Here is a 24385-nt window from a genome sequence, read left to right as displayed (position 1 = left end):
AGTAAAAAATATCAACCTCTAGATGTATAGATGTCTAAATGAAATTTATTCATTCTATTAAATTAGGATTTACCGAGGTGGTATGTATGAGGAAAAACGCCTCTATTATAAAATAACCTGCTTTAATATTTTGAAGTAGCGCTACTAAAAACGAGTAGCGCATATACAGTTAAAAACGGTAAACCACAGATAAATTAAGTGCGTAAATATCGCCTTCATCTGTATCAAAATATTGGTATTCAGCGCTTAATTGCCAGCGTTGAGTTAACCTAAAGTCAACGCCAGATCCATACGTTACGCCGCCTTCGTCGTAGTTTTGCTCAGTTATTAACGTAGAATTTGTATCTGTACCAGTTATTGATTCTGCAAGGTTTTTTAAGTCGCCTTCATTGTAACTTAATTTATTTCTACCATAGCCACCAAATAAAAACACATCAGCTCGAGATGAAATTGGATAATTAGCTTTTACAAATATACTTGTTTGCAAATCAAGGCTTGAATCGATTTCGCTCTTAATGAATTCTGAGCTAAGCGAACCGTCCTGCGGGTTCTGAGTGTAAACAATTCCGTTTAGAGGAGTTGACTCATCATTTAACCCAAAACCGATACGCCCTTCTAATGCAAAGTATCGCGAAAACTGATATCCAAACCGGCCATAAAGCGTTGTAAACTGTATGCTATCACTCTCGTATACATCAATTTGCGTAGACCCTATCCCTATTCCTTGGTAATAACCATTTACATGGAGTATGTCTGCTTCGCTCGAAAATGAGTATAAACCTAAAAGTAACGCTCCTAACTTTGTAACTATTTTCATGTTCATTCCTTTAAATCTTTGTAATATTTAATAATATGATGTCTAACAACAAACTAAGTGTGGCCTGCCTATATAACTTGCTTATACTTTACAGCTTGTAAATATACTGTACCACTTTTGTTAAAAATGAAATGTATTTGAACAATATAAAACAATAGATTACAGAATTTTACATAATAGAAACCCTGTAATAGTAGTGTTTTAAACGAGCAATCAAAACAAAGTACTACTTAGGTAAGCGTATAGTTCTATACAGCATTCGTTGACTGTTTCACCTGTCAGCCACTACAATACAACATTGAAATTTTTATTATTATTTGAAGGCTTTCCTCCATGGTTTTACCTGATAAATTTATATTCTCGATGAGTCGAGTATCTAAGGTTGTGCCACCTAAGCGCACTATCTTAAAAGATATTTCGTTACACTTTTTTCCTGGCGCTAAAATTGGTGTGCTTGGTTTAAACGGTTCTGGTAAATCTACGTTACTACGTATTATGGCCGGTGTTGACCAAGATTTTGAAGGTGATGCACATCCTCAGCCTGGTACAAAAATTGGTTATTTACCGCAAGAGCCTGTTTTAGACGAAAGCAAAACAGTTCGTGAAATTGTTGAAGAAGCTGTTGGCGAAGTTAAACACGCACTTAAACGTCTTGACGAAGTGTATAACGAATACGCCATGGAAGACGCTGACTTTGACGCACTTGCAAAAGAGCAAGGCGAGCTTGAAGCTGTTATCCAGGCGCACGATGGTCACAACATCGACAACGTTTTAGAGCGTGCTGCTGATGCACTTCGCCTACCAGAATGGGATGCTAAAATTGAGCACCTTTCAGGTGGTGAGCGTCGTCGTGTTGCTATATGTCGATTACTGCTTGAAAAACCAGACATGCTTATTCTCGATGAACCAACTAACCACTTGGATGCAGAGTCGGTTGCATGGTTAGAGCGCTTCTTACACGATTACGAAGGCACTGTTGTGGCGGTAACGCATGACCGTTACTTCCTTGATAATGTAGCGGGTTGGATATTAGAGCTTGACCGTGGTGAAGGTATTCCATGGGAAGGTAACTACTCTTCTTGGCTTGAACAAAAAGATGCGCGCTTACAGCAAGAACAAAAATCTGAAAAAGCACGTCAAAAATCAATTGCGCAAGAACTTGAATGGGTTCGTTCAAACCCTAAAGGTCGCCAAGCTAAGTCAAAAGCACGTATGGCTCAGTTTACTGAAATGCAGCAGTCTGATTACCAAAAACGTAACGAAACTAACGAGATGTTTATTCCACCTGGCCCGCGCTTAGGGGATCAAGTACTTGAAGTAACTAATCTTCGTAAGAGTTTTGGTGACCGCGTTTTAATTGACGATTTAAGCTTTAGCATGCCAAAAGGTGCCATTGTGGGCATTATTGGTGCTAATGGCGCGGGTAAATCAACGCTGTTTAAAATGATCAGTGGTGAGCAAAAGCAAGACAGCGGTAGCATTACCGTTGGCGAAAGCGTACACCTTGCTACTGTTGATCAGTTCCGCGACGGTATGGACGAAAGCAAAACTGTTTTCCAAGAAATATCAGACGGTCAAGACGTACTAAAAATTGGTAACTTTGAGTTCCAAAGCCGTGCGTATGTAAGTCGCTTTAACTTTAAAGGTAACGATCAGCAAAAGTTTGTTAAAGACCTATCAGGTGGTGAGCGTAACCGTTTACACCTTGCTAAGTTATTAAAAGCTGGCGGCAATGTGTTACTACTCGATGAGCCAACCAATGACTTGGACGTTGAAACACTACGCGCACTAGAGAACGCTATTTTAGAGTTCCCTGGTTGTGTAATGTGTATCTCGCATGACCGTTGGTTCCTTGACCGTATTGCTACGCACATTTTAGATTACCGCGACGAAGGTCAAATTAACTTCTTTGATGGTAACTATACTGAATACGAAGAGTGGCTTAAAAAGACACTAGGTGCAGCAGCAACTGAACCTAAACGTATTAAGTACAAAAAAATTGGTTAATATTTACTGTAGCTAATTTATTACAGTAATACTAAGCCCTGCATTTATGCGGGGCTTTTTTATGCCACCAGCATTACAGGAGCATATCCTGCTAGCATGTAGAGAATTACCCGCTATGCTTAATTTATTATAAAAACAGTAAGGCTAAATTAGGTTATGCAAAATCGTCGTCAGTTTTCTCGTGTTTTATTTTCAACCGATGCACAAGTAATTTTTAATGATCACCAATACCCATGTAAGTTACTTGATGTATCTTTACATGGCGCATTAATCACTAAATGTGATGCTTTTATTGGCAACCAAAATAGCCAAGCTGTTCTGCGTTTTTCGCTGCCTCAAAGCGAAATAGAAATAAAAATGGAGGTTGTGGTGTGCCATATAGAAGCAGATCATATTGGTTTAAAATGCCACCATATTGATATAGACAGCATTACTTATTTAAAGCGTTTAATAGAGCTAAACTTAGCTGATGACGAACTATTACATCGCGAACTCGCTATGTTGATTCACGACACGCAAGAATAGACTCATTTGGATTAGTTGATTACTATAGTGCAAATTTTTTAACTTGTGCAAACATGACTTTAAATCCACATTTACCTTTGGTGTATCACCCTAACTACTCGTTTAATTTCGATCCAAAGCATCGTTTTGCAATGAGTAAGTTTGCACATTTATATCAGTATGTTGCAGAGCTGGGTTTGATTGGCGATAACCTGGTTGAGCCAATATTAGGCACGCCAGAGCCACTTGAGCTAATACACTGCGAGAATTACATACACGATTTGTGGAATAACCGCTTAGATGAAAAAGCAATGCGTCGCATTGGCCTACCTTGGTCAAAAGAGCTGATGGCACGTACCTTTACAGCTCCTCAAGGTACTTTACAAACAGCCCGTTTAGCACTTAAACATGGTATAGCGTGTCACTTAGCCGGTGGTACACACCATGCGCATACCGATTTTGGCTCGGGCTACTGCATGGTTAACGATTTAGCCTTTACCACGCAAACTTTAATTGAATCGGGTGAAGTAACTAACGTACTTATTTTTGATTTAGACGTGCACCAAGGTGATGGCACAGCCGCAATGTTAGAGCATCAAGCATACGCTTATACCTGTTCTATCCATTGTGAAAAAAACTTCCCCTTTAGAAAGTCCGCTAGCGATTTAGATATTGGCTTAGCTGATAATATGAAAGACGACGAATACCTTGCCGTAGTTGACGACACCTTGAGTTATTTACTTAAAGAGCTAAACCCAAGCTTGGTACTTTACGATGCTGGCGTTGATATTTGGCAAGGCGATGGCTTGGGTAAATTAGATATCAGCTGGGATGGCATAGTTAAGCGCGACCATTTAGTGCTAAAACGCTGCCTTGAACACAACACACCCGTTGCTACAGTAATAGGTGGTGGCTACGATAAAGACCATCTTCGTCTCGCTAAACGCCACGCTATTGTTGTTGAGCAAGCCGCTCGCTTTTAGTTTGAAATAAAAATGTTAAATTCTCGTTCTTATTTAATATGTAAAATAAGAACGAACATATTATGAAACAACTATTTATTGCCATCGCACTAATTTTTATAAGCTTTACAAGCTATTCGCAAGAAGAAAGCACGCAAGAAACATACCCTAAGCTACCTACATTAAATTTACAAATGGCTGATGGGTCGCCGCTCAATACTCAAGATTTATTAGGTCAACCTTACGTTTTACACTTTTGGGCAACGTGGTGTCCGTACTGTAAAAAGCTGCAGCCAGCACTTCAAAAAATTGATGATATGGGATTAAAAGTTATTGCCGTGAGCTTTAAAGAAGATGACGATGCTACTCCCGCTAAAGCGCTTAGCGATAGAGGTTATACTTTTAAAACAGCCGTAAAAGCCGATGCAATAGCACAGCAATTAGGTATACGAGGCACACCTACTACATTGTTTGTAAATAAAGAAGGCAATGTAATGTGGCTGACTAATACGTCAAACCCAGAGGACGCAAACCTACATTTAAAGGCACGAACATTGTTGCACTCTATACCTGAGTAATAATATAGGTCTAAATTTAGTTTAAAAATATAAGTAATATAAACTTTATACTACAATTTAAGCTCATAAATTAATTGAGATTATAATGCGCCTACTACTTACTTTATTACTAATCACTTTAAGTGGCTTTGCCGCAGCTAAAGAAGAAAAAGCAGAACTTCCACCGGTAGACCCCGCTTACAATGCTGAGCACCCTATGGTGTTGGTTAATCAAGGCTCGTCTATTATTGCAATGAATTTACCCACCTATAATTTACCCAATGATGTGCAAGTTGTTTATAAAATAGGAAACCCCGATGTTCCATTTTTAGGCTTTGTTAGAAATGCCGAGTTAATCACTGTAAAACCACAAGCGTTTAATATTCAGCATTTAATGCGTGGTGAGGAAATTACAATTACTGCTGATATTTATGAGGGTGATTATCAACAAGGTGGTCGTTTAATTTACTCAAAAAAAGAACTGGTCTTAGATAAGCAATTGTATGCCAGAGAACTAAAAGAGTTGAGTGAATCATCACAATGGCAAGACTACGACATGATCACACTAAACGGCACTGAGCGTATTTATATTCATAAAATTCAAAAAGCGCCGAGCTATAACCATCTTATTTTTGTCGATTTAGTGAATGCGTGTATGCAAAAGCTTCGTACCTCAAAACGTGTCCCAGCTGAAAATGAGCTTACTTATAAATTTATTAATTGCGGCACCCTTAAACCACTTTATTACAATGCTGATGATTTTATGAAATAGTCATTTATATTCAGTTATTAGTTTGAGCCCTTGCTTCATTGCCTCAACTGATTGTCCTGCAAAGCCTAAGCGAACATAACTATATTGCTTAGGCATTAAACTTCTCACTGAATCAGCAAAGTAAAACTCAGATTCTGCTTGTAAATATACGCTTTTACTTTGCATTGCTTGTTTTATATTACTCGTATTTTTATTTAAGTTAACCCACATTGCCATGCCACCATCTGGCTTTTTATATTCTATTGGCGAGCCTTGTGCTTGCAGTAACGCTAACGTATTGTCCATTGCTTCATAACGTTGTTTATAGTGTTTAGTCATGCGCTTTAAGTGTCGCTCAAATCCACCTTCTTGCATAAAGTGCGCAACGGCTAGCTGCATAACCACATCATTTTTATGATTCATTAACTGCTTCCATGCGGTTAACTGTGCTAATACTTCAGGGGCTGCGCAAATGTAGCCAATTCTAGCGCCTGAGAACATGATTTTAGAAAATGTAGATAAGTAAATAATAATCCCAGCGGGATCGTCCCCAGCCATAGGTTGTAATGGCTGACAGCGATAATGAAATTCGTGATCGTAATCATCCTCTACAATCATTACGCCATACTCATAACATAATTGATAAATTTGCATGCGCCGTGTAGGCGAAAGCGTAACGGTAGTTGGGTATTGATGTAGCGGGGTTAAGTAGAGCATTTTTATTGGATATCGTTTAAGTTGCGCTTTTAAATCATCAACACATAAACCATATTCATCTTGTTTTATATCTATTAATTGCGCGCCACAAGCAGCAAACGCTTTACGTGCTGGCGGGTAGCCTAAAGTCTCAACGGCTACGAAGTCATCTTTACTTATAAATGCCTTTGAAATTAAAAATAAAGCTTCTTGTGAGCCATTACATACAAGTAAGTCTAATACTTTTAAATTTCTAGTTTTATGTAAGTAATCACCTATCTGAGTTTTTAGCTCACTCACTCCAGCTATATCGCCATAATGAAGTTTACTGGTATCTAAATGATTAAATATATGACTTACAGAGCGTTTAAATTCTTTATAGGGAAAGCTATTTAAATCAGGAAGTCCACCTGCGAAATTATATACGTAGTCTTTTAAATTCATTGCTGGAACAGGCACGGCTAACTCTGTAGCAAATTTATAAGGTTTTGGTGTTAAAACTGGCGTGTGCTCACAGTTAACACTGCTTTGAATTGGAAGTGTTTGAGTGACGCTATACCCAGAGCGTTCATGGGACTCTAGCCATCCTTCGGCTACTAATAACTGCAATGCGTTCATTATTGTATGACGGTTTAACTGATACGTTTGCGCCATAACTCGAGCAGAACTTAGTTTTGTACCAGGTGCAATATCTCCCTTTACGATAGAACCGCGCAGAGCATCTGCAACTTGTAAGTACTTAGCTTTGTTTGAGTTATTAAATTCAATATTAAGCGGTTGCATGTTATTCCTTTAAAACTGGTATAGCTAAAAAGCCAATTCTGGTTGTTTTTACCAAACCAAATAAGCGTACATTTGTTGCTCGTAAATAGCAAAGCTTAGAGGCAACATGTTTACTCAACAGATACATAAAACAAATAAGGTCATATTAGAGCCATTAAATTATGAGCATTTAAAAGGCTTATATAAAGCTGGGCAACATCCAAAAATATGGGAATGGGTATTAAGCAACTATACAAAAACACCCGAACAGTTAAAGGAATGGTTTACTACAAGTGCACAATTTAATAAAAAAGAACAAATTGTATTTGCCATAATAGACATAGCCAGCAAAGAGGTTGCAGGCACTACACGACTATTTAGATTAGATGCACATAACTTAAGTGCTGAAATTGGTCATACATTTATAAGCAATCACTGGCAGCAAACTTATATTAATACTCACACTAAATATTTACTGCTTAGCTATGCTTTTGACGCGTTGAATTTAGTGCGAATAACATTTAATACTCACGAACAAAATCAAAAATCTCGAAATGCAATTACTCGACTAGGAGCCCTATTTGAAGGTATAGCTTATAAAGACAGGCTCCTTAGTGATGGGAGTTACAGAAGCACTGCAAAATTTAGCATTATTGACGAGCATTGGCAGAGTATTAAATTACAGTTAGAGGAGAAGCTTTAATGTACCCACCTACACATTTTCAAGAACATCATATTGAACGTTTGCAGACATTAGTTGAGCAATTCCCTCTAGCGAGTATTTTAATGCCCTGCTCGCAAAGTGACTTAAATAATATATGCCAAGTACCTGTATTATATGAGTCCTCACGTAATGTATTTATGGCTCACGTAGCAAAACATAACCCGCTAGCGCAATGTGATAAACAGTCAGTAAAATTACTATTTAGTGGCGATAACTGTTATTTATCGCCCTCGTATAGTAATAATAAAACACTGCCGAGCTGGCTTTATTCATCAGTACAAGTAACTGCAAATGTGAATATTATTGAAAGCGATAATGAGAAAGACAAAATAATGCGGCAATTAACGAGCCATTTTGAGCAAGGCTTTACGCCAATGTGGAAGATTACTGACGTGCCCAAAAGCAATCGCCAAGCAATGTATCAACAATTAAGCTTTATAGAATTTACTCCCACTCATTGGAGTGGAAACTTTAAGCTAAGCCAAAATAAATCACCTGAGGTAAGAGCACGTATAAAACAAAGCCTAGAACTTGCCAATAAGCGCTCTATTGCACAGCTATTTTAGGCATAAAAAAAGGCTCTTTCGAGCCTTTGGATTAACTTTGGAATAGTTAAAAATTTTAAATTAGGTAAGCGTTAATAGCTGTGGAGCAACACTATGATAATCAACAGCCATAGCAATGCTTAACGCTGTAATATTAATAATTGAAAATGCGAACACTTTACGTGCCCAACTGCTCATATCAATATTACGACGATAACCACGTAGCGCCATTAGCAACCACCAAAAGCTGGTAATACAAGCAACAGCCATAAAAGCAGCACCTGTGTAGCCAGTAATTGGCAGTAACATCACAACTAATGCGTATACAGCGATGTAAAGTACGATATGGCGCTTTGCTTTATCAATACCTTGCGCCACAGGTAATACTGGAATACCTGCAGCTTGGTAATCTTTAAAGCGAAAAATAGCGATGGCGTAAGAGTGCGGCATTTGCCACAAGCTAAACATAACTAGCAGTATTAATGCGCCCATATCGAACTGCCCTGTTACGGCGCAGTAACCTACTACTGGCGGTACAGCGCCAGAAAGGCTGCCTACAAAAGTGCCATATACTGAGTTGCGTTTCATGTAGAGGCTATAAACCCCTACATAAATTACGTAGCCAAAGGCTGCAAAAAATACCGCGGCTTGAGTGGTATAGGCGATAAGTAAACCAAAGCCAATAACGCCCAATAAAACACCGTGGCTAAGTGCAGCAAAGGCCGACATTTCGCCAGTTACTGTTACCCGCGTACGAGTACGTGCCATGGCTACATCAATGTCTCTATCTATAACATTGTTGATAGCACAACCTGATGCAACCACTAGCGACAAACCAATTAATGTGGCAATCATTAACCATGGGTCTATATCACCGCGCGAGGCAAGTAAAAACCCACCCGCTACGCTGATCAAATTGCCCATAATAATACCCGGCTTTGTCACTGATAAATAACGACGAAACATCTTCAACTCCTAGTACATCATCATTGCGTTAGATTCATAAATGATCCAAACAGATAACCCAACAACCATTACGATGATCAGAGCACTGAATAGGAATGAGAAAGTACTTGCACGGCCATTTTCGGTGGTAAAATTAAGGTGTAAAAAGTACTTTAAATGCACCCAAATTTGTACGATTGCAAAAGTAACAATGCTCCAAAGCGTTGTTGCTTTTGAGAAGTCACCTTCCATAACCATATAAAACGGTATAGCAGTTAAAATTACCGATAGCACAAAGCCAATTAAGTAAGTTTTAACACTTCCATGAGATTCATCATGATGATCACTTTGCGCTTGTTTTAACGCATGCGTTTCGCTGTGGCTCATTACATTGCTCCCATCAAATAAACAACGGTAAATACACAAATCCAAACAATGTCTAAGAAGTGCCAAAATAGGCTTAAGCAGCTTAAACGCGTTACGGTTGCTTTACCCAGACCACGTTTAGCAACTTCAATCATCATTATGGTCATCCAAATTAGTCCAGCCGTTACATGTAATCCATGTAAGCCAACTAATGAGAAAAACGATGTTAAAAAGGCACTTTGTTGTGGGCCATTACCGTGCACAATTAGGTGATGAAATTCGTATACTTCCATACCAATAAACACAGCACCTAAACAAAACGTAACAAATAACCAAGTCAGTGTTAGTGCCTTTTTTTGCCCTTGAGCGGCAATCATGGCAAAGCCAAAGGTAATACTACTAATAAGTAGTGCAGCAGTTTCTACTGCTACAAAGTCGAGTTCAAAAATATCTTTACCCGATACACCACCGGCTGTGTTCATAAATAACACAGCGTAAGTGGCAAAAAACGAGGCAAATAATAGGCAATCGGTCATTAGGTATAACCAAAAACCGAATATGGTGTCACCCGATGTATCGTGATGATCATGCGCGTGGGCATGATCATCGTGCGATACTGATTCTAAATTTGCAGAAAGTGTACTCACGCTTTTAGCTCCTTAATGCCACTTGAATTATACGCAGCTTCAGTGCGTGCAATTTCATCAGGTTGAATATAGTAATCAACATCGCTGGTGTAACAACGTTTGATAAAGATGGCAATTGCGCCTACTAGCCCAACAACAGCTAACCACCAAATATGCCAAATCATTGCAAAACAGAATACTGTTAAGCTTGCTGCCATTAACACGCCAGCTGATGTGTTTTTAGGCATATGAATAGGGCTATAGTTTGCTTTATCTTGGTATGCTTGGCCTTTTTCTTTCATGTCGGTCCATGCATCAATATCATCGATGTGTGGAATTGTTGCAAAGTTATAAATTTGCGGAGGTGAACTTGTAGCCCACTCAAGTGTATGGCCGTTCCACGGATCGCCTGTTGTATCGTCAAGCGCTTCACGGTCTCTAAAGCTCACATATAATTGAATTACTTGGCTAACAATACCAAACATAATTATTACAGCACCGCCTGCGGCAATGTATAACCAAATGTTCCAATCTGGGTTGTTAGTGTGGTTTAAACGACGTGTCATACCTAAGAAACCAAGTACGTACAACGGCATAAATGCAACGAAGAAACCGATAATCCAACACCAGAATGATGCTTTGCCCCATTTTTCGTTAAGTTTAAAGCCCATTGCTTTAGGGAACCAAAATACAAAACCAGCAAGGTAGCCAAATACAGCACCACCAATAATGGTGTTATGAAAATGTGCAATTAAGAATAAGCTGTTATGCAGTACGTAATCGGCACCAGGAATAGCAAGTAATACACCGGTCATACCGCCTACGGTAAAGGTAACCATAAAGCCAAGAGTCCAAAGTACCGGTACGCTAATACGTAAACGACCTCGGTAAATAGTAAATAACCAGTTAAACAACTTAACCCCAGTTGGTACGGCAATAACCATGGTCATTACCCCAAAGAACGCGTTAACGTTAGCGCTCGACCCCATCGTAAAGAAGTGATGTAACCAAACAATAAAGCCTAAAATTGAGATTGCACCGCTGGCGTAAACCATCGATTTGTAACCAAATAAACGTTTACCGGCAAAGGTCGAAATAATTTCAGAGAAAATACCAAATGCTGGTAATACTAATATGTATACCTCAGGATGACCCCATGCCCAAAATAGGTTGATGTACATCATGGCGTTACCGCCCAATTCATTGGTAAAGAAGTGGAAATCGAGATAACGGTCAAGCGTTAGCATTGCAAGTACAGCAGTTAAAATTGGGAATGATGCTGCAATTAAGATGTTTGCCCACGTACATGTCCATGTGAAAATTGGCATTTTCATTAGGGTCATACCTGGTGCACGCATTTTAAACACGGTTGCTAAAAAGTTTACTGCTGTTAGAAGTGTACCGAGCCCGGATATTTGCAAGGCCCAAATATAATAATCTACCCCCACCCCAGGGCTAAAGGTCAACTCCGAAAGCGGTGGATAGGCCACCCAACCTGTTTTAGCAAACTCACCAAACACTAGCGACATATTAATTAAAATGGCACCGCTGGCTGTAAACCAAAAGCTTAAGTTATTTAAAAATGGGAATGCAACATCGCGAGCACCAATTTGCAGTGGTAAAACAATGTTCATTAAACCAATCATAAATGGCATAGCCATAAATATGATCATAATTACGCCGTGGGCAGTAAATATTTGGTCGTAGTGTTCAGGTGGTAAATAACCGGGCGCACCACTGGTAGCAAGCGCTAACTGAGCACGCATCATAATGGCATCAGAAAAACCACGGAACAGCATTATTAGTGCTAAAAGAATATACATTACGCCTAAGCGTTTATGATCAACAGACGTGATCCAGTCGCGCCAAAGCACGCCCCATTTTTTATACTTTGTAATAAGCCCGGCAATAATAAGCCCAGCTATAGCAATAACCGACATCGTGAACACAAGAATTGGCTCATGAAACGGAATTGCGTCTATTGTTAGTTTACCTAATAACGACATTATTATTCCTCGCCCTGGCTGTGAGATGATGGCATTGAGTGTTCATCCATTACTTGATGCTTCTTACTCATTTGCCCATGTTCGCCCATTGCATGTTGCTTTTTGTTCATATCGCCATGTGCCTGCATGTATTTCATAACGATGGTATGAAATAAGCCGTCATCAACTTTACCGTAATAAGCAACTGGGTTATTTTCGCTTGCTTTTGCAAGCTCAACATAATTTGCATGAGTAAGATTATTAGCGCTTGAATTCGCTTTTACATCACTCACCCACTTATCAAAACCAGCTTGAGTAGGTGTAGCAATGGCATTAAACTTCATACCAGTAAAGCCTGCACCACTGTAATTTGCCGAAAAGCCTTTAAATGTACCTGGCTCATTAGCAATTAAGTGAAGCTTGGTTTCCATACCGGCCATTGAGTATATTTGACTACCCAATTGCGGAATGAAAAATGAATTCATTGTGCTCTCTGAAGTGATTTTGTATTCAACAGGTACATTAGCCGGAAACACTAATTCATTAACCGTAGCAATACCTTGCTCAGGATAAATAAATAGCCACTTCCAGTTTAATGAAACCACTTCAACAGTAAGATGCTTACCTTTACCTTCAATTGGTTTGTAAGGGTCTAGCTCTTGGGTAGACACCCAGGTAATAACACCTAAAATAATCACAATAACAATAGGGACAGCCCAAACTGCAGCTTCAATTTTATTTGAATGAGCCCATTTTGGAGCGTAAATTTCATGAGTTTGCGTGTCTCTATATTTCCATGCGAAATACAAAGTCATCACAATAACGGGAACGACTACAAGCAACATAAGCACGGTTGCGATGATGATTAAATTTTTCTCATCTATGCCTATCTGCCCTTTTGGATCGAGTATCCCGCCTTTACAGCCTGACAACGCCAGCACTGTACTAGCTAAAGCAATATTACAAAGGTTACGAATTAACAAGGGAGTATCCTACAAACCTAAAAGTTCTAATTTGCTGCTTTAAATAAAAAACAAAGCAACGATTTTTCGGTAAAACCCAAGTTAACTAGAATTAAATTATAAAAAATAAGGGGGCTATTCAAAACCTAAAGCTCATGCCAATAATGACCTAGCAACAAACCCAGCTTTCTAAACGCATTTATATAACGTAATAAAAGTTAACTTGGGTGAGTGGTGGTTGGCTGAAATGTGTTTAAAAAACACTGAGCTACTTTGTTTTAGCTAACCTTAATTATTTACAGCAAGAACAAATAATTAAAACCAGCAACAAAATGCAGCCTTACAGACAACCTGTAAAGCTAGGTGGAGCACGACAACCGTGTGCAACTTGCACTGGCTGAAGAACTTTAGCCTCGCTAAAAGCAAAGGCTGCTTTACGGAGGATAATTCCAGCACGACGCGCTGGAAAAATATGGAACAATAGCCAGCAAAGGCCAATAAGTAACTGACTTGATATGATCGGATGAGCTAAAAATTGCACAATAGTAAGTAACAGCGGCTCTACAATAAACCCATCACTTAATAGCGCTTCAAGCTTGAAGGCATCCTCTAGTGCACCGCTTAGCAACATTACAGTATTAAACACTAATAAAGTTATAGCTACACACACGCCCTTGCCTGCTTTATTCAAGCGCTCACACGTCTGCGGCTCGCCAGAGGCAAGATCCGTATTTGTATGATGCAAAGAAAGTGTGTTCAAAAACATTAACCTACTAAAATGACTATAACAAAATTAGAGGAATACAGTTTGCAATGGAAAATTTAAAAAACATTGCTGTTGTAAGCCCTAAAACCAGGTGCTAAATACAATCAAATCCAGCTAGCACATATTTACCTTGTGAAAATTGATCCGTATCAATCAAACTTTCAAAACTTACTGAAAGTTTGAACGTGAGTATAACAAAGAGAATTTTCTGTTCAACTAAAAATCAATTAATTTTGGTTAAGCTTTCAAAGCTATTTTGTTAATAAAAAATAACAACATAAAAACAATGAGTTAGCTTGAATTAAAAATAATTTAAAGTAGAATATTTAATAAAATTATAGGTTTTTTTGGAAGGAATAATAATTGTGTGGCACAAATAAAAACAGCTCAAATTCAGTCACCACCGAAATTGAGCCGCTTTTCACACTGACAACATCTTCACACACAATATAAAGATTTTTTGTTTACACTGCGTGGCATTGTAAGGAAATAAAAACAACTCAAATGCAGTCACCACCGAATTTGAGTTGCCTTTCACACTGACAACATCTTCACACACAATATAAAGATTCTTGGTTTACATTACGTGGCATTGTAGGGAAATAAAAACAACTCAAATGCAGTCACCACCGAATTTGAGTTGCCTTTCACACTGACAACATCTTCACACACAATATAAAGATTCTTGGTTTACACTGCGTGGCATTGTAGGGAAATAAAAACAACTCAAATGCAGTCACCACCGAATTTGAGTTGCCTTTCACACTGACAACATCTTCACACACAATATAAAGATTCTTGGTTTACATTACGTGGTATTGAAAGGGAATAAAAACAACTCAAACTCGTTCTTTATGGAAGTGAATCCACCGAACTTGAGTTGTCTTTCACACTGACAACATCTTCACACACAATATAAAGATTCTTTTAAGCGAGGCTAACTTGCCTCAAGCTTATGACGAGAGCCTTGCTCTGTGTCTATGGTTAAACTTTAGAGTGTTAGCTCCAATTTGACAAACGAGAAAAATAAACCTAATAGGTGAAAAAAACTAAACTATAGACGTTTGTCTAATACATTAAGATTGGATTACTTTAGAAGCTATCGAGTTAAGCAGTTTTACAGACACAAAAAAAGCGCTATAAAGCGCTTTTTAATATTTAAGGCGGGCTTAAATAATTTGGTTTTCTTTCCAGGCTTGCTCTTTTGCTAAACGGTTTTTGCGTTTATCACATGGATCATCGCAATCACAGGCTTTATCAATACCAACCGAACCTAAACCACCACAGCTGCTTGCCATAGATTTTTTTTGCACGATCATACCAACGGCCATAGCCGAAACTATCAAAATTAGTAAGCCAAAAGTAAGAAGAAAAAGTGACATTGCTTAGCCCCTATTGATCAGCAATTAATTAAACTCAAACATTTTTGAGCGACTGCTATTATATACCCAAATAACGCGAAAATAAACAAGCCAGCACCATACTACAAATAAGGTTTAAATGCAGGACTTGAATAAGTAACTAAACCCTCTTCTGATTTACCTATTAAATACACTGGCAAATCGTGCTGCTGAGCATATGCCTGAGCTTTCTCCATACCCATCACAGTAAGAGCAGTCGCTAAACCATCTGCTGTCATAGCGCTTGGATGAAGCACAGTTACCGACACTAAGTCGTGCTTAATAGGCATGCCGGTTACAGGGTCAATTAAATGAGTATAGATCTCCCCATCCATTTTATAAAAAATACGGTAATCACCTGATGTTGCGATCCCACTTGTACCTGGTGATAAAACACGGTGTACTTTACGCTCTCCAGGTTGTGCATCTGGTTGTTCTATCGCAATTTTCCAATCCTGGTTATTTGGCTTTTCACCCGCTATACGTAGCTCACCACCAATCTCAACCATGTAATTGGTAATACTGTGGCTTTCTAATAACTGCGCTACTTTGTCGATACCGTAGCCTTTAGCCGTTGCTGAAAACGAAAGCTCTAACCCATTAACTGTTTTAGCTAAACCCTGTTCATTTAAAATAAGCTTATCAATACCTATTTTTTCAACCATTGAAGCAAGCTCTTCATCTGTTGGGCGATTGGTTGGTTTTTTATCAGGACCAAAGCCCCATAAATCAATTAAAGGCCCCATAGTGACATCGAGTGTTTTAGTTGATTCGCCTAAGCGAATAGACTCGCTGATAACAGCCCTAAAATCTTCGCTAATTGGCATAACTTGATTTGCTGGTAATCTGTTAAATGTATTTATTTCAGAGTCTTCTATGTAAGTAGACATAGACTGATTCACATCTTTTAAAACAGCGTCTATTTGCAGCTGTAATTGTGAAGCTGATAGCTGGCCCTGCTCATCGTAATATTTAATATGATAAGTGGTGCCCATAGTCTTACCTTCTAAAAAGGTTTCCCTCGACTCTGGTTTTTCGCCACACCCAGACAGTAATAAGGTCAGTGTGATTAGTAAAAAGGCCATTATGCCTTGTGAAGTACTTACTCGATTCATAACAGCTCTACTTAATAGATTGATAAAATTAAAGAATAAAAAAAGCCTCGTAACACAAGTGCTACGAGGCTGGTATTTTAACCAAAACTAAACTGTTTTGGTATTAGTGTTAGCCACCGAAGTCATCTAGTAAGATATTTTCGTCTTCAACACCTAAATCTTTAAGCATAGTAATAACTGCCGCGTTCATCATTGGAGGACCACACATGTAGTACTCACAATCTTCTGGCGCTTCGTGGTCTTTAAGATAGTTCTCGAATAACACGTTATGGATAAAGCCAGTATAGCCTTCCCAGTTATCTTCAGGTTGTGGATCTGAAAGTGCTGTATGCCATACGAAATTAGGATTTTCAGCGGCTAGGCCGTCAAAATCTTCTACGTAGAACATTTCACGTTCAGAACGTGCACCATACCAAAAGCTCATCTTACGTTTAGAGTTCAAACGTTTAAGTTGGTCAAAGATATGTGAACGCATTGGCGCCATACCAGCACCACCGCCAACAAAGATCATTTCTGCATCTGTGTCTTTAGCAAAGAACTCACCAAATGGACCTGAAATAGTTACCTTGTCGCCTTTTGTAAGTGACCAAATGTACGAAGACATTTTACCACATGGCAAGCTTAGGTTTCTTGGAGGCGGAGCAGCAATACGCACGTTAAGCATAATGATGCCTTCTTCTTCTGGGTAGTTAGCCATTGAGTATGCACGAATTGTTTCTTCGTCTACTTTTGACTCCAGATCGAAGAAACCAAAATGGTTCCAATCGCCACGATATTCTTCAGGAACATCGAAATCTGCATATTTAACATGATGAGGTGGCGCTTCGATTTGGATGTAACCACCCGCACGGAAAGGCACTGACTCATCACCAGGGATTTGCAGTTTAAGTTCTTTAATGAACGTTGCTTTGTTATCGTTAGAGATAACTTCACAATCCCATTTTTTAACACCGAAAATTGACTCTTCAAGTTCAATTTCCATGTCGTTTTTAACATTTACCTGACACGCTAAACGACAGCCTTCACGGGCTTCACCTTTAGAAATGTGATCAAGCTCAGTTGGCAGAATATCACCACCACCTTCTTTAATGTGTACACGACATTGACCACAAGAGCCACCGCCACCACAAGCAGATGATACAAATATACCTGACTCAGATAATGCACTTAAAAGCTTATTACCTGCTGATGTAGTAATGGCTTTGTCTTTATCGCCATTAATACCGATGATGATGTCACCGCTTGCAACTAACTGAGATTTAGCACCAATGATCACTAAAACTAGTAGTACAACGATAGCGATAAAAACACCAACGCCTAAGAAAATCTGATAATCCATGATTTATCCTCGCTACCCTTTACAGTGAAATACCAGAGAATGACATAAAGCCAAGTCCCATTAAACCAACAGTGATGAAGGTAATACCTAAACCACGTAAGCCATCTGGTACGTCTGAATATTTCAGTTTCTCACGGATACCTGCAAGTAATGTAATTGCAAGCGCCCAACCAACACCAGCGCCAATACCATAGACAACAGACTCGCCGAAGTCATAGTTACGCTCAACCATGAAAGATACCGCACCAAATATTGCACAGTTAACTGTGATAAGTGGCAAGAAGATACCTAATGCGTTGTATAGTGCAGGGAAAAACTTATCTAATGCCATTTCAAGAATTTGCACAAGTGCTGCAATAACACCAATGAAAGTTAAGAAACGTAAAAAGCTAAGATCCGCATCTGGATAACCTAACCAAGTAAGTGAACCTGGTGCAAGTACCGCATGGTAAACCAAGTTGTTAACAGGTACAGAAATACCCAATACAACTATAACCGCTATACCTAGGCCAATTGATGTAGTTACTTTTTTAGATACTGCTAAAAAAGTACACATGCCTAAGAAGAATGACAACGCTAAGTTCTCAATAAAAACGGCTTTTACAAATAAACTAATATAATGTTCCACTATTTGCCCCTTACGCTTTAGCTTCTACTTGGTCTTTCTTATAAGTACGAAGTACCCATATGAATAAACCAATGATGAAGAATGCACTCGGTGGTAAGATCAATAGACCCATAGGCTGATACCAACCGCCATCTTGTACTAATGGGATAATATCAACACCGAATAGTGAACCCTTACCGAATAGCTCACGAATGAAACCAACAGTAAGTAGTACTACAGAGTAACCTAAGCCATTACCAATACCGTCAAGGAAAGACATAATTGGTGGCGACTTCATCGCATATGCTTCAGCACGACCCATTACAATACAGTTAGTAATAATTAGACCAACGAATACAGAAAGCTCTTTTGCCGTAGCGTAAGAGAATGCCTGTAATACTTGGTCAACAACGATTACCAACGATGCAATAATTGTCATTTGTACGATGATACGAACAGATGATGGGATCTGGTTACGAATAAGCGAGATAAAGAAGCTCGAAAATGCAGTTACTAATGTCAATGCGATTGACATGATTAACGCATTTTTTAAGCTAGACGTTACCGCTAGCGCAGAACAAATACCAAGTACTTGTAGTGCGATTGGGTTGTTAGCTAAAACCGGACCAAATAGGACCGCCTTCATTTCTTTAGTATCAGCCATTATTTCAACGCTCCTTTACGTACTTTCGCAAGGAAAGGGCCAAAGCCATTTTCGCCAGTCCAAAAGTCAACTGCATGATCAACACCGTTAGACGTTAATGTAGCACCTGAAAGACCATCGATCTTATGCTCATCATTGCCCGCAGTACCTTTAACAATTTGAATTGGAAGTTCTTTACCTTCCCATGTAGCAGTCCACTGTGGATTTTGGATTTCGCCACCTAGACCTGGGGTTTCATTATGCTTATAAAAGATAATGCTCTTAACTGTTTCAGCGTCGCTTTCAAGCGAGATAAAACCGTACATTAAGCCCCATAAGCCGTAGCCTTGGATAGGAAGAATAATTGCATCAACTGAGCCATCTTCTTTTTTAGAGATATACACCGGCGACTCTTTAGTCACACGTTGAATACCAGCAATATCTTTAACGCCTTTCTCTTGAAGAGAAACACTTAGCGCTGCATCATATTTGCTTTTTTCAAAATCAAAAATTGTTGGGTCTGTATCTACAAACTCACCTGTAGTCATGTTTACAACGCGCGCTTCGATTTTTGCATCAAATGTTTCTAAAACATTTTCAACTTTATCGATACCCGCAGCAGCCAAGATATTGCTTTGAATATCTTTGTTTTTATTAGCTTGCTGTAAAGGACGAAGCTGTACAGAAGCAAACGATACAATGATTGCACACACTAAACATAGTGCTACAACAACTGATAACGTTTTACCGATTGATTCGTTATTACTAGACATTACGTGCCAACCTCCGCTTAATATTAGCCTGCACTACAAAGTGATCGAACAGTGGAGCGAATAAGTTAGCAAATAAGATTGCTAGCATCATACCTTCTGGGAAAGCAGGATTCACAACACGTATCATAACCACCATAAAGCCAATTAATAGACCATATGCCAATTTACCTTTGTCAGTAAATGCAGCTGATACAGGGTCAGTAGCCATAAAGAACATACCAAACGCAAAGCCACCTAGTACTAAATGCCAATACCAAGGCATTGCAAATACAGGGTTAGTTTCTGAGCCAACAGCATTTAGTAAAAATGCAGTTGCTACCATACCTAGGAATACACCTAGTACGATGCGCCAAGAAGCGATACGAACGTAAATTAAGAACAAACCACCTACTAACAATGCAAGTGTAGATGTTTCACCTACAGAACCTTGAATGAAACCGTAAAACGCATTCCACCATAACTCCATGTTTGCAAAGTCTAGTTGCCCGATGAAAGCTTGGCCTAGCATAGTTGCACCAGAGAAAGAATCTACTGCTGTCCATACTGTGTCACCCGAGATTTGAGCTGGGTATGCGAAGAATAAGAACGCACGACCGGCTAAAGCAGGGTTTAAGAAGTTACGGCCAGTACCACCAAAGATTTCTTTAGCGATTACTACACCAAACGTAATACCTAACGCAACTTGCCATAAAGGAATCGTTGCAGGCAAAATAAGTGCGAATAATACTGAAGTAACGAAGAAACCTTCGTTAATTTCATGCTTACGCACAGAAGCAAATATTACTTCCCAAAAACCACCTACTGCAAATGTTACCGCGTAGATAGGTAGGAAGAAACATGCTCCATAGAACATCTTAGCGCCCCAGCCTGCATCAGCGGTTAATTCACCACCGAATAACTGGAACAAACCAACTTGCCACGTGTTTGCTAGTTCAAAACCTTGTGCTAAAGCACCTGCGGCCTGATGACCGATATTGAACATACCAAAAAACATAGCTGGGAACGTCGCCATCCACACTAAAATCATCATGCGTTTTAGGTCGATATTATCGCGTACGTGTGTCGCGCCTTTATTTACGTAGCCTGGTGTATAAAAAATAGTTGCAGCTGCTTCATACAGTGCATAAAACTTCTCATATTTACCACCGGCTTCAAAATTCGGCTCGATATCTTCTAGATATTTTTTTAAACCCATCTCTCTAGCCTTCCTTCTCGATCGTAGTTAAGCAATCGCGTAGGATAGAACCATACTCGTATTTGCCTGGACAAACGAAGGTACATAACGCTAAATCTTCTTCATCAAGTTCAAGCGCGCCCAATGAAATTGCACTGTCTAAATCGCGTGCAATTAAGTCACGTAATAATAGAGTAGGCAAAATATCTAGCGGCATTACGCGCTCGTAGCTACCAATTGGTACCATGGCACGTTTTGAACCACCTGTTGACGTTGTCATTTTAAATAAACGACTCGGCGCAAGGTGAGAAAGGAATGTACGCGTTACAGAGAATTTATCACTACCTGGTGCAATCCAGCCAAACAATTCTTTTTCGCGACCTTCAAGTAAAACAGATACTTGAACGTGGTAACGACCTAAGAATGCATGAACACCGTTTGAAATAGAACCTGATAGAACAGAACCAGAAATAACGCGGTTATCTCCGTCTTCTAGCTCACCAGCCACTAAATCATCCAATGAAGCACCTAATTGTGTTTTCACTAAGCGTGGGTTTTTAACGCGAGGACCTGCAAGCGAAATAACACGATTTGTGTAAATTTCACCAGTAAGGAATAGGTGACCATACGCAATAACGTCTTGGTAACCAATATGCCAAACTTGTTTGCTAACAGAAACTGCATCAAGATGATGGATATGAGTGCCAACGAGGCCAGCCGGATGCACACCACCAAACTCATGTACTTCTACTTGAGCTATAGATGAGCTAGGAACTTGGCTACCTGCTTTTTTACACACAAATACTTTTCCATCGGTCAAACGCGAAATAACAGCAAGACCCGCTTCAAATGCTTGCGCATTTTCGGCAATTATCACTGCAGGATCTGCAGCTAATGGGTTTGTGTCAGTTGCGGTCACGAAAATAGAACTAGGATTTGCATCCACAGCCGCTACTTTACTGAATGGGCGAACACGAAGTGCTGTCCATTGACCAGACTGGATAAGTACTTCTTTGGCTTTTTCACGCTCTAAGCTCGCAAGCTCGTCTGCTTTGAAAGAGTCAAAGGTGATTTGCTCACTGCCTGCTACTTCAATAACAACAGATTGCAGCACACGTTTAGCACCACGATTTATTTCTTTTACTGTGCCAGAAGCTGGAGCAGTAAATAGGACGCCTGGGTTCTTTTTATCTTCAAAAAGTACCTGGCCTTTTTTGACTTGGTCATCCACACGAACATGCATGGTTGGACGCATACCGATAAACTCTTCGCCAAGCACAGCTACACGTTTGACAGCAGAACCGTCATGTATAACTTGCTGTGGCGCGCCCTCTAAGGGTAAATCCAGACCTTTTTTTATATTGATCATACGCACTTGCATTACATTAAAGGAAAGAAACTGAAAAATCGTATCAACCACGTCGCCATTTGAGTTATTCCAAGTTATATCAAGGTACAAAAGAGCAGCTTGCTAGAAATATCAAACAAGCAACGTAGTAAAACTCATCACATATTGTCGAGATTTTAACATCATTTTAGATGACTATGCGAGTGTATTTATGAAAATTATACGACAGAAACACTTATTTAGTTTTGTTAAGTGATTTAAATAAAAATCAAGGTAGACCAAAGTGGTAGCCTAAGCAATTATCGTTCCTGATTTCATCGCAAATTAAACAAATCGCATAATACAAAAAAAGCCGCTATTGCGGCTTTTTATAACTAAATTCTGTTAGTCAATCATATTGGCAATTGGCTTAACTGAATCTATGTCTTGATCGTAGTCAACACCGTCTACACCAAAACCAAATAAGCGTAAAAACTCATTATGGTAACCAACATAGTCTGTTAGCTCATCAATGCTGCTTGTATCAACACTATCCCATACAGCTTGAACGCGTGCTTGCACATCGTCTTCTAGCTCTTTATAGTTTTGGAATAAATGCCCACCGTCGTCAAAGCGAGGCGATTCACCATATAGGTTTTCACTAAATAATGCGTGAATTTGCTCAATGGTGCCTTCATACGTGCCATCTGCTTTCATAACTTTAAATAAAGCAGAAATATATAACGGCATAATAGGAATAGCAGAACTTGCTTGTGTCACTACTGCATTAAGTGATGAAACATACGCCTCACCATTTAAATCTTTTGTCGATTCTTTAATAGCAGCCGTTGCACGGTCTAAATCTTCTTTAGCTTTACCAATAGTAGCGTGTCCGTATATTGGCCATGTTAGCTCTTTACCAATATAAGTATACGCTGTAGTTTTAAAGTTATCGGCAAGTACACCGGCTTCTTTTAATGCATCAATCCACATTTCCCAATCTTCACCACCCATTACTTTAATAGTGTTGTCGATATCGTCTTGATTTGCAGCTTCAACCGTAATTTCATCAATTTCACGCTTTGATGTATTTAAGTTTTTAGTGGTTACTGCATTACCTATTGGCTTAAGTGTAGATGAGAACACTTCGCCTGTATTTGGATCAGTACGACGAGGAGACGCTAGGCTGTAAATAATACAATCTACTTTACCCAAATCTGCTTTAATAGTGTCGATTGCTTTTTGCTTGATTTCGTTAGAAAACGCATCGCCATTAATATTTTTAGACCAAAGACCTGCTTCGTCTGCAGCTTCTTGAAAAGCAGCGGTATTGTACCAACCAGCAGAACCTGTTTTACGATCTGTACCTTCTTTTTCAAAGAAAATACCTAATGTTTTAGCACCACCACCAAACGCAGCAGTAATGCGCGATGCCAAGCCGTAGCCTGTTGATGCGCCAATAACTAATACATTTTTTGGTGCACTTTTTAATGCGCCTTGTTGTTTTACATAGTTAATTTGTTCTTGAACATGCTCTGCACAACCAGCTGGGTGTGCGTTTGTGCAGATAAATCCACGAATTTTAGGCTTAATGACCATTGATCATCCTATATCTTTTACAATAAAAATTAGCGCTAGTTTAAAGGCTAATACTAAAAACACTGATCTGATCAGTTAAACACTCATCAAATACTCTAAAACATTACTTAGCTAATTTTAGAGCCACCCATACAATTAGGTGAATCAGGCGCTTCACCGCCCTGCTCTGCATACTCATCGGGTGTATATGTATGAATAGCGAGTGCATGAATATGATTTGCTAACTCATCTTTTAAAATTTCATTAATTTCGCGATGACGTTGTAATAAACGCTTACCCGCAAAACCTTCGCTAACCACTATTACTTTAAAGTGTGATTCAGTGCCCGCACTGTGCATATGGCTTTCGTTGATTACGTTTAAATGTTTACACGCAATAGCGTTGCTTATTTTTTCTTGGATCTGTTGCTGCATTGACATAAAAGACCGTTTTA

At 39.2% G+C, this 24385-nt stretch carries 25 protein-coding genes; 7 read left to right on the top strand and 18 right to left on the bottom strand.

Annotated features, from left to right (window positions below):
* Nucleotides 1–169: 169 nt before the first annotated feature.
* Entirely contained in the window at nucleotides 170–817 is a 648-nt protein-coding gene (locus tag I6E82_RS10320; protein WP_197117822.1) for an outer membrane beta-barrel protein, read from the bottom strand.
* 333 nt (nucleotides 818–1150) lie between these two features.
* Between I6E82_RS10320 and ettA the strand changes: the two genes are divergently transcribed.
* From ettA to I6E82_RS10295, 5 genes are all read left to right on the top strand, one after another.
* Entirely contained in the window at nucleotides 1151–2824 is a 1674-nt protein-coding gene (gene ettA, locus I6E82_RS10315; RefSeq protein ID WP_007581203.1) for an energy-dependent translational throttle protein EttA, read from the top strand.
* Nucleotides 2825–2980: 156 nt separating this feature from the next.
* On the top strand, nucleotides 2981–3349 hold the full coding sequence (locus tag I6E82_RS10310) for a PilZ domain-containing protein (RefSeq protein WP_007581201.1): 369 nt from the start codon (nucleotides 2981–2983) through the stop codon (nucleotides 3347–3349).
* A 53-nt stretch (nucleotides 3350–3402) separates the two neighbouring features.
* Nucleotides 3403–4311, top strand: coding sequence for a histone deacetylase family protein (locus I6E82_RS10305; RefSeq protein ID WP_197117820.1), 909 nt, complete (start codon nucleotides 3403–3405; stop codon nucleotides 4309–4311).
* 62 nt (nucleotides 4312–4373) lie between these two features.
* Nucleotides 4374–4868, top strand: coding sequence for a TlpA family protein disulfide reductase (locus tag I6E82_RS10300; RefSeq protein ID WP_197117818.1), 495 nt, complete (start codon nucleotides 4374–4376; stop codon nucleotides 4866–4868).
* Nucleotides 4869–4953: 85 nt separating this feature from the next.
* Complete coding sequence (locus I6E82_RS10295) at nucleotides 4954–5619, top strand: hypothetical protein (protein WP_197117816.1); 666 nt, start codon at nucleotides 4954–4956, stop codon at nucleotides 5617–5619.
* Here the strand turns inward: I6E82_RS10295 and pdxR are convergent, their stop codons facing one another.
* On the bottom strand, nucleotides 5620–7077 hold the full coding sequence (gene pdxR / locus I6E82_RS10290) for a MocR-like pyridoxine biosynthesis transcription factor PdxR (RefSeq protein ID WP_197117813.1): 1458 nt from the start codon (nucleotides 7075–7077) through the stop codon (nucleotides 5620–5622).
* A gap of 106 nt (nucleotides 7078–7183) precedes the next feature.
* On the opposite strand from pdxR, the gene I6E82_RS10285 reads away from it, so the two are divergent.
* On the top strand, nucleotides 7184–7759 hold the full coding sequence (locus tag I6E82_RS10285) for a GNAT family N-acetyltransferase (protein WP_024589274.1): 576 nt from the start codon (nucleotides 7184–7186) through the stop codon (nucleotides 7757–7759).
* A complete protein-coding gene (locus I6E82_RS10280; RefSeq protein ID WP_197117811.1) occupies nucleotides 7759–8346 on the top strand; it encodes an FMN-binding negative transcriptional regulator in 588 nt (195 codons plus the stop codon). Before I6E82_RS10285 ends, I6E82_RS10280 begins: the two co-directional genes overlap by 1 nt.
* A gap of 60 nt (nucleotides 8347–8406) precedes the next feature.
* On the opposite strand, the gene cyoE is transcribed toward I6E82_RS10280, so the two are convergent.
* From cyoE to I6E82_RS10200, 16 genes are all read right to left on the bottom strand, one after another.
* The gene (gene cyoE, locus I6E82_RS10275; protein WP_007581172.1) at nucleotides 8407–9291 is read right to left on the bottom strand and encodes a heme o synthase; all 885 of its coding nucleotides are present in this window, start codon (nucleotides 9289–9291) and stop codon (nucleotides 8407–8409) included.
* A gap of 9 nt (nucleotides 9292–9300) precedes the next feature.
* Nucleotides 9301–9657 carry a cytochrome o ubiquinol oxidase subunit IV gene (gene cyoD, locus I6E82_RS10270; RefSeq protein ID WP_024589276.1) on the bottom strand — a complete coding sequence of 119 codons (357 nt, stop codon included), beginning with the start codon at nucleotides 9655–9657 and terminating at the stop codon, nucleotides 9301–9303.
* Nucleotides 9657–10283 (bottom strand): cytochrome o ubiquinol oxidase subunit III, encoded by a 627-nt coding sequence (gene cyoC / locus I6E82_RS10265; protein ID WP_007581168.1) that lies wholly within the window; start codon nucleotides 10281–10283, stop codon nucleotides 9657–9659. The genes cyoD and cyoC overlap by 1 nt, the downstream gene beginning before the upstream one ends.
* Nucleotides 10280–12268, bottom strand: coding sequence for a cytochrome o ubiquinol oxidase subunit I (cyoB, locus tag I6E82_RS10260; protein ID WP_007581166.1), 1989 nt, complete (start codon nucleotides 12266–12268; stop codon nucleotides 10280–10282). Before cyoB ends, cyoC begins: the two co-directional genes overlap by 4 nt.
* A gap of 2 nt (nucleotides 12269–12270) precedes the next feature.
* Entirely contained in the window at nucleotides 12271–13230 is a 960-nt protein-coding gene (gene cyoA / locus I6E82_RS10255) for a ubiquinol oxidase subunit II (protein WP_121954119.1), read from the bottom strand.
* 319 nt (nucleotides 13231–13549) lie between these two features.
* Nucleotides 13550–13969, bottom strand: a complete 420-nt coding sequence (locus I6E82_RS10250; RefSeq protein WP_007581161.1) for a hypothetical protein — start codon at nucleotides 13967–13969, stop codon at nucleotides 13550–13552.
* 1175 nt (nucleotides 13970–15144) lie between these two features.
* Nucleotides 15145–15357 (bottom strand): (Na+)-NQR maturation NqrM, encoded by a 213-nt coding sequence (nqrM, locus tag I6E82_RS10245; RefSeq protein WP_007376137.1) that lies wholly within the window; start codon nucleotides 15355–15357, stop codon nucleotides 15145–15147.
* A 101-nt stretch (nucleotides 15358–15458) separates the two neighbouring features.
* Nucleotides 15459–16490 carry an FAD:protein FMN transferase gene (locus tag I6E82_RS10240; protein WP_197117809.1) on the bottom strand — a complete coding sequence of 344 codons (1032 nt, stop codon included), beginning with the start codon at nucleotides 16488–16490 and terminating at the stop codon, nucleotides 15459–15461.
* Nucleotides 16491–16599: 109 nt separating this feature from the next.
* Entirely contained in the window at nucleotides 16600–17829 is a 1230-nt protein-coding gene (nqrF, locus tag I6E82_RS10235; RefSeq protein ID WP_007584893.1) for an NADH:ubiquinone reductase (Na(+)-transporting) subunit F, read from the bottom strand.
* A gap of 19 nt (nucleotides 17830–17848) precedes the next feature.
* Nucleotides 17849–18457 carry an NADH:ubiquinone reductase (Na(+)-transporting) subunit E gene (gene nqrE, locus I6E82_RS10230; protein ID WP_007584892.1) on the bottom strand — a complete coding sequence of 203 codons (609 nt, stop codon included), beginning with the start codon at nucleotides 18455–18457 and terminating at the stop codon, nucleotides 17849–17851.
* Between the two features lie 10 nt (nucleotides 18458–18467).
* The gene (locus tag I6E82_RS10225) at nucleotides 18468–19100 is read right to left on the bottom strand and encodes an NADH:ubiquinone reductase (Na(+)-transporting) subunit D (RefSeq protein ID WP_007584891.1); all 633 of its coding nucleotides are present in this window, start codon (nucleotides 19098–19100) and stop codon (nucleotides 18468–18470) included.
* Nucleotides 19100–19852: a Na(+)-translocating NADH-quinone reductase subunit C gene (locus tag I6E82_RS10220; RefSeq protein ID WP_007584890.1), complete on the bottom strand. Its 753-nt coding sequence runs from the start codon at nucleotides 19850–19852 to the stop codon at nucleotides 19100–19102. Before I6E82_RS10220 ends, I6E82_RS10225 begins: the two co-directional genes overlap by 1 nt.
* Nucleotides 19845–21047: an NADH:ubiquinone reductase (Na(+)-transporting) subunit B gene (locus I6E82_RS10215; protein ID WP_007584889.1), complete on the bottom strand. Its 1203-nt coding sequence runs from the start codon at nucleotides 21045–21047 to the stop codon at nucleotides 19845–19847. The genes I6E82_RS10220 and I6E82_RS10215 overlap by 8 nt, the downstream gene beginning before the upstream one ends.
* 4 nt (nucleotides 21048–21051) lie before the next feature.
* Nucleotides 21052–22395, bottom strand: coding sequence for a Na(+)-translocating NADH-quinone reductase subunit A (locus I6E82_RS10210; protein WP_010555190.1), 1344 nt, complete (start codon nucleotides 22393–22395; stop codon nucleotides 21052–21054).
* A gap of 363 nt (nucleotides 22396–22758) precedes the next feature.
* On the bottom strand, nucleotides 22759–23952 hold the full coding sequence (fabV, locus tag I6E82_RS10205; RefSeq protein WP_197117806.1) for an enoyl-ACP reductase FabV: 1194 nt from the start codon (nucleotides 23950–23952) through the stop codon (nucleotides 22759–22761).
* A 107-nt stretch (nucleotides 23953–24059) separates the two neighbouring features.
* Nucleotides 24060–24371: a BolA family protein gene (locus tag I6E82_RS10200; protein ID WP_197117804.1), complete on the bottom strand. Its 312-nt coding sequence runs from the start codon at nucleotides 24369–24371 to the stop codon at nucleotides 24060–24062.
* Nucleotides 24372–24385: the final 14 nt, after the last annotated feature.

The sequence above is a fragment of the Pseudoalteromonas sp. NZS11 genome (genome assembly GCF_015864765.1).
GTDB lineage: Bacteria > Pseudomonadota > Gammaproteobacteria > Enterobacterales > Alteromonadaceae > Pseudoalteromonas > Pseudoalteromonas arctica.
Note: the sequence above shows the minus strand (reverse complement) of the source record. Positions and strands in the feature narration are given on the sequence as shown.

Excerpts from the sequence above, each read along its gene's own strand:
- I6E82_RS10300 (WP_197117818.1), top strand. The coding sequence starts at position 4,374 with ATGAAACAACTATTTATTGCCATCGCACTAATTTTTATAAGCTTTACA.
- nqrM (WP_007376137.1), bottom strand. The coding sequence starts at position 15,357 with ATGTCACTTTTTCTTCTTACTTTTGGCTTACTAATTTTGATAGTTTCG.
- nqrF (WP_007584893.1), bottom strand. The coding sequence starts at position 17,829 with ATGGATTATCAGATTTTCTTAGGCGTTGGTGTTTTTATCGCTATCGTT.
- I6E82_RS10215 (WP_007584889.1), bottom strand. The coding sequence starts at position 21,047 with ATGGGTTTAAAAAAATATCTAGAAGATATCGAGCCGAATTTTGAAGCC.
- I6E82_RS10295 (WP_197117816.1), top strand. The coding sequence starts at position 4,954 with ATGCGCCTACTACTTACTTTATTACTAATCACTTTAAGTGGCTTTGCC.
- I6E82_RS10285 (WP_024589274.1), top strand. The coding sequence starts at position 7,184 with ATGTTTACTCAACAGATACATAAAACAAATAAGGTCATATTAGAGCCA.
- I6E82_RS10320 (WP_197117822.1), bottom strand. The coding sequence starts at position 817 with ATGAAAATAGTTACAAAGTTAGGAGCGTTACTTTTAGGTTTATACTCA.
- I6E82_RS10240 (WP_197117809.1), bottom strand. The coding sequence starts at position 16,490 with ATGAATCGAGTAAGTACTTCACAAGGCATAATGGCCTTTTTACTAATC.
- I6E82_RS10280 (WP_197117811.1), top strand. The coding sequence starts at position 7,759 with ATGTACCCACCTACACATTTTCAAGAACATCATATTGAACGTTTGCAG.
- cyoE (WP_007581172.1), bottom strand. The coding sequence starts at position 9,291 with ATGTTTCGTCGTTATTTATCAGTGACAAAGCCGGGTATTATTATGGGC.
- I6E82_RS10220 (WP_007584890.1), bottom strand. The coding sequence starts at position 19,852 with ATGTCTAGTAATAACGAATCAATCGGTAAAACGTTATCAGTTGTTGTA.
- fabV (WP_197117806.1), bottom strand. The coding sequence starts at position 23,952 with ATGGTCATTAAGCCTAAAATTCGTGGATTTATCTGCACAAACGCACAC.
- I6E82_RS10310 (WP_007581201.1), top strand. The coding sequence starts at position 2,981 with ATGCAAAATCGTCGTCAGTTTTCTCGTGTTTTATTTTCAACCGATGCA.
- cyoB (WP_007581166.1), bottom strand. The coding sequence starts at position 12,268 with ATGTCGTTATTAGGTAAACTAACAATAGACGCAATTCCGTTTCATGAG.
- I6E82_RS10305 (WP_197117820.1), top strand. The coding sequence starts at position 3,403 with ATGACTTTAAATCCACATTTACCTTTGGTGTATCACCCTAACTACTCG.
- I6E82_RS10200 (WP_197117804.1), bottom strand. The coding sequence starts at position 24,371 with ATGTCAATGCAGCAACAGATCCAAGAAAAAATAAGCAACGCTATTGCG.
- I6E82_RS10210 (WP_010555190.1), bottom strand. The coding sequence starts at position 22,395 with ATGATCAATATAAAAAAAGGTCTGGATTTACCCTTAGAGGGCGCGCCA.
- cyoD (WP_024589276.1), bottom strand. The coding sequence starts at position 9,657 with ATGAGCCACAGCGAAACGCATGCGTTAAAACAAGCGCAAAGTGATCAT.
- ettA (WP_007581203.1), top strand. The coding sequence starts at position 1,151 with ATGGTTTTACCTGATAAATTTATATTCTCGATGAGTCGAGTATCTAAG.
- pdxR (WP_197117813.1), bottom strand. The coding sequence starts at position 7,077 with ATGCAACCGCTTAATATTGAATTTAATAACTCAAACAAAGCTAAGTAC.
- I6E82_RS10225 (WP_007584891.1), bottom strand. The coding sequence starts at position 19,100 with ATGGCTGATACTAAAGAAATGAAGGCGGTCCTATTTGGTCCGGTTTTA.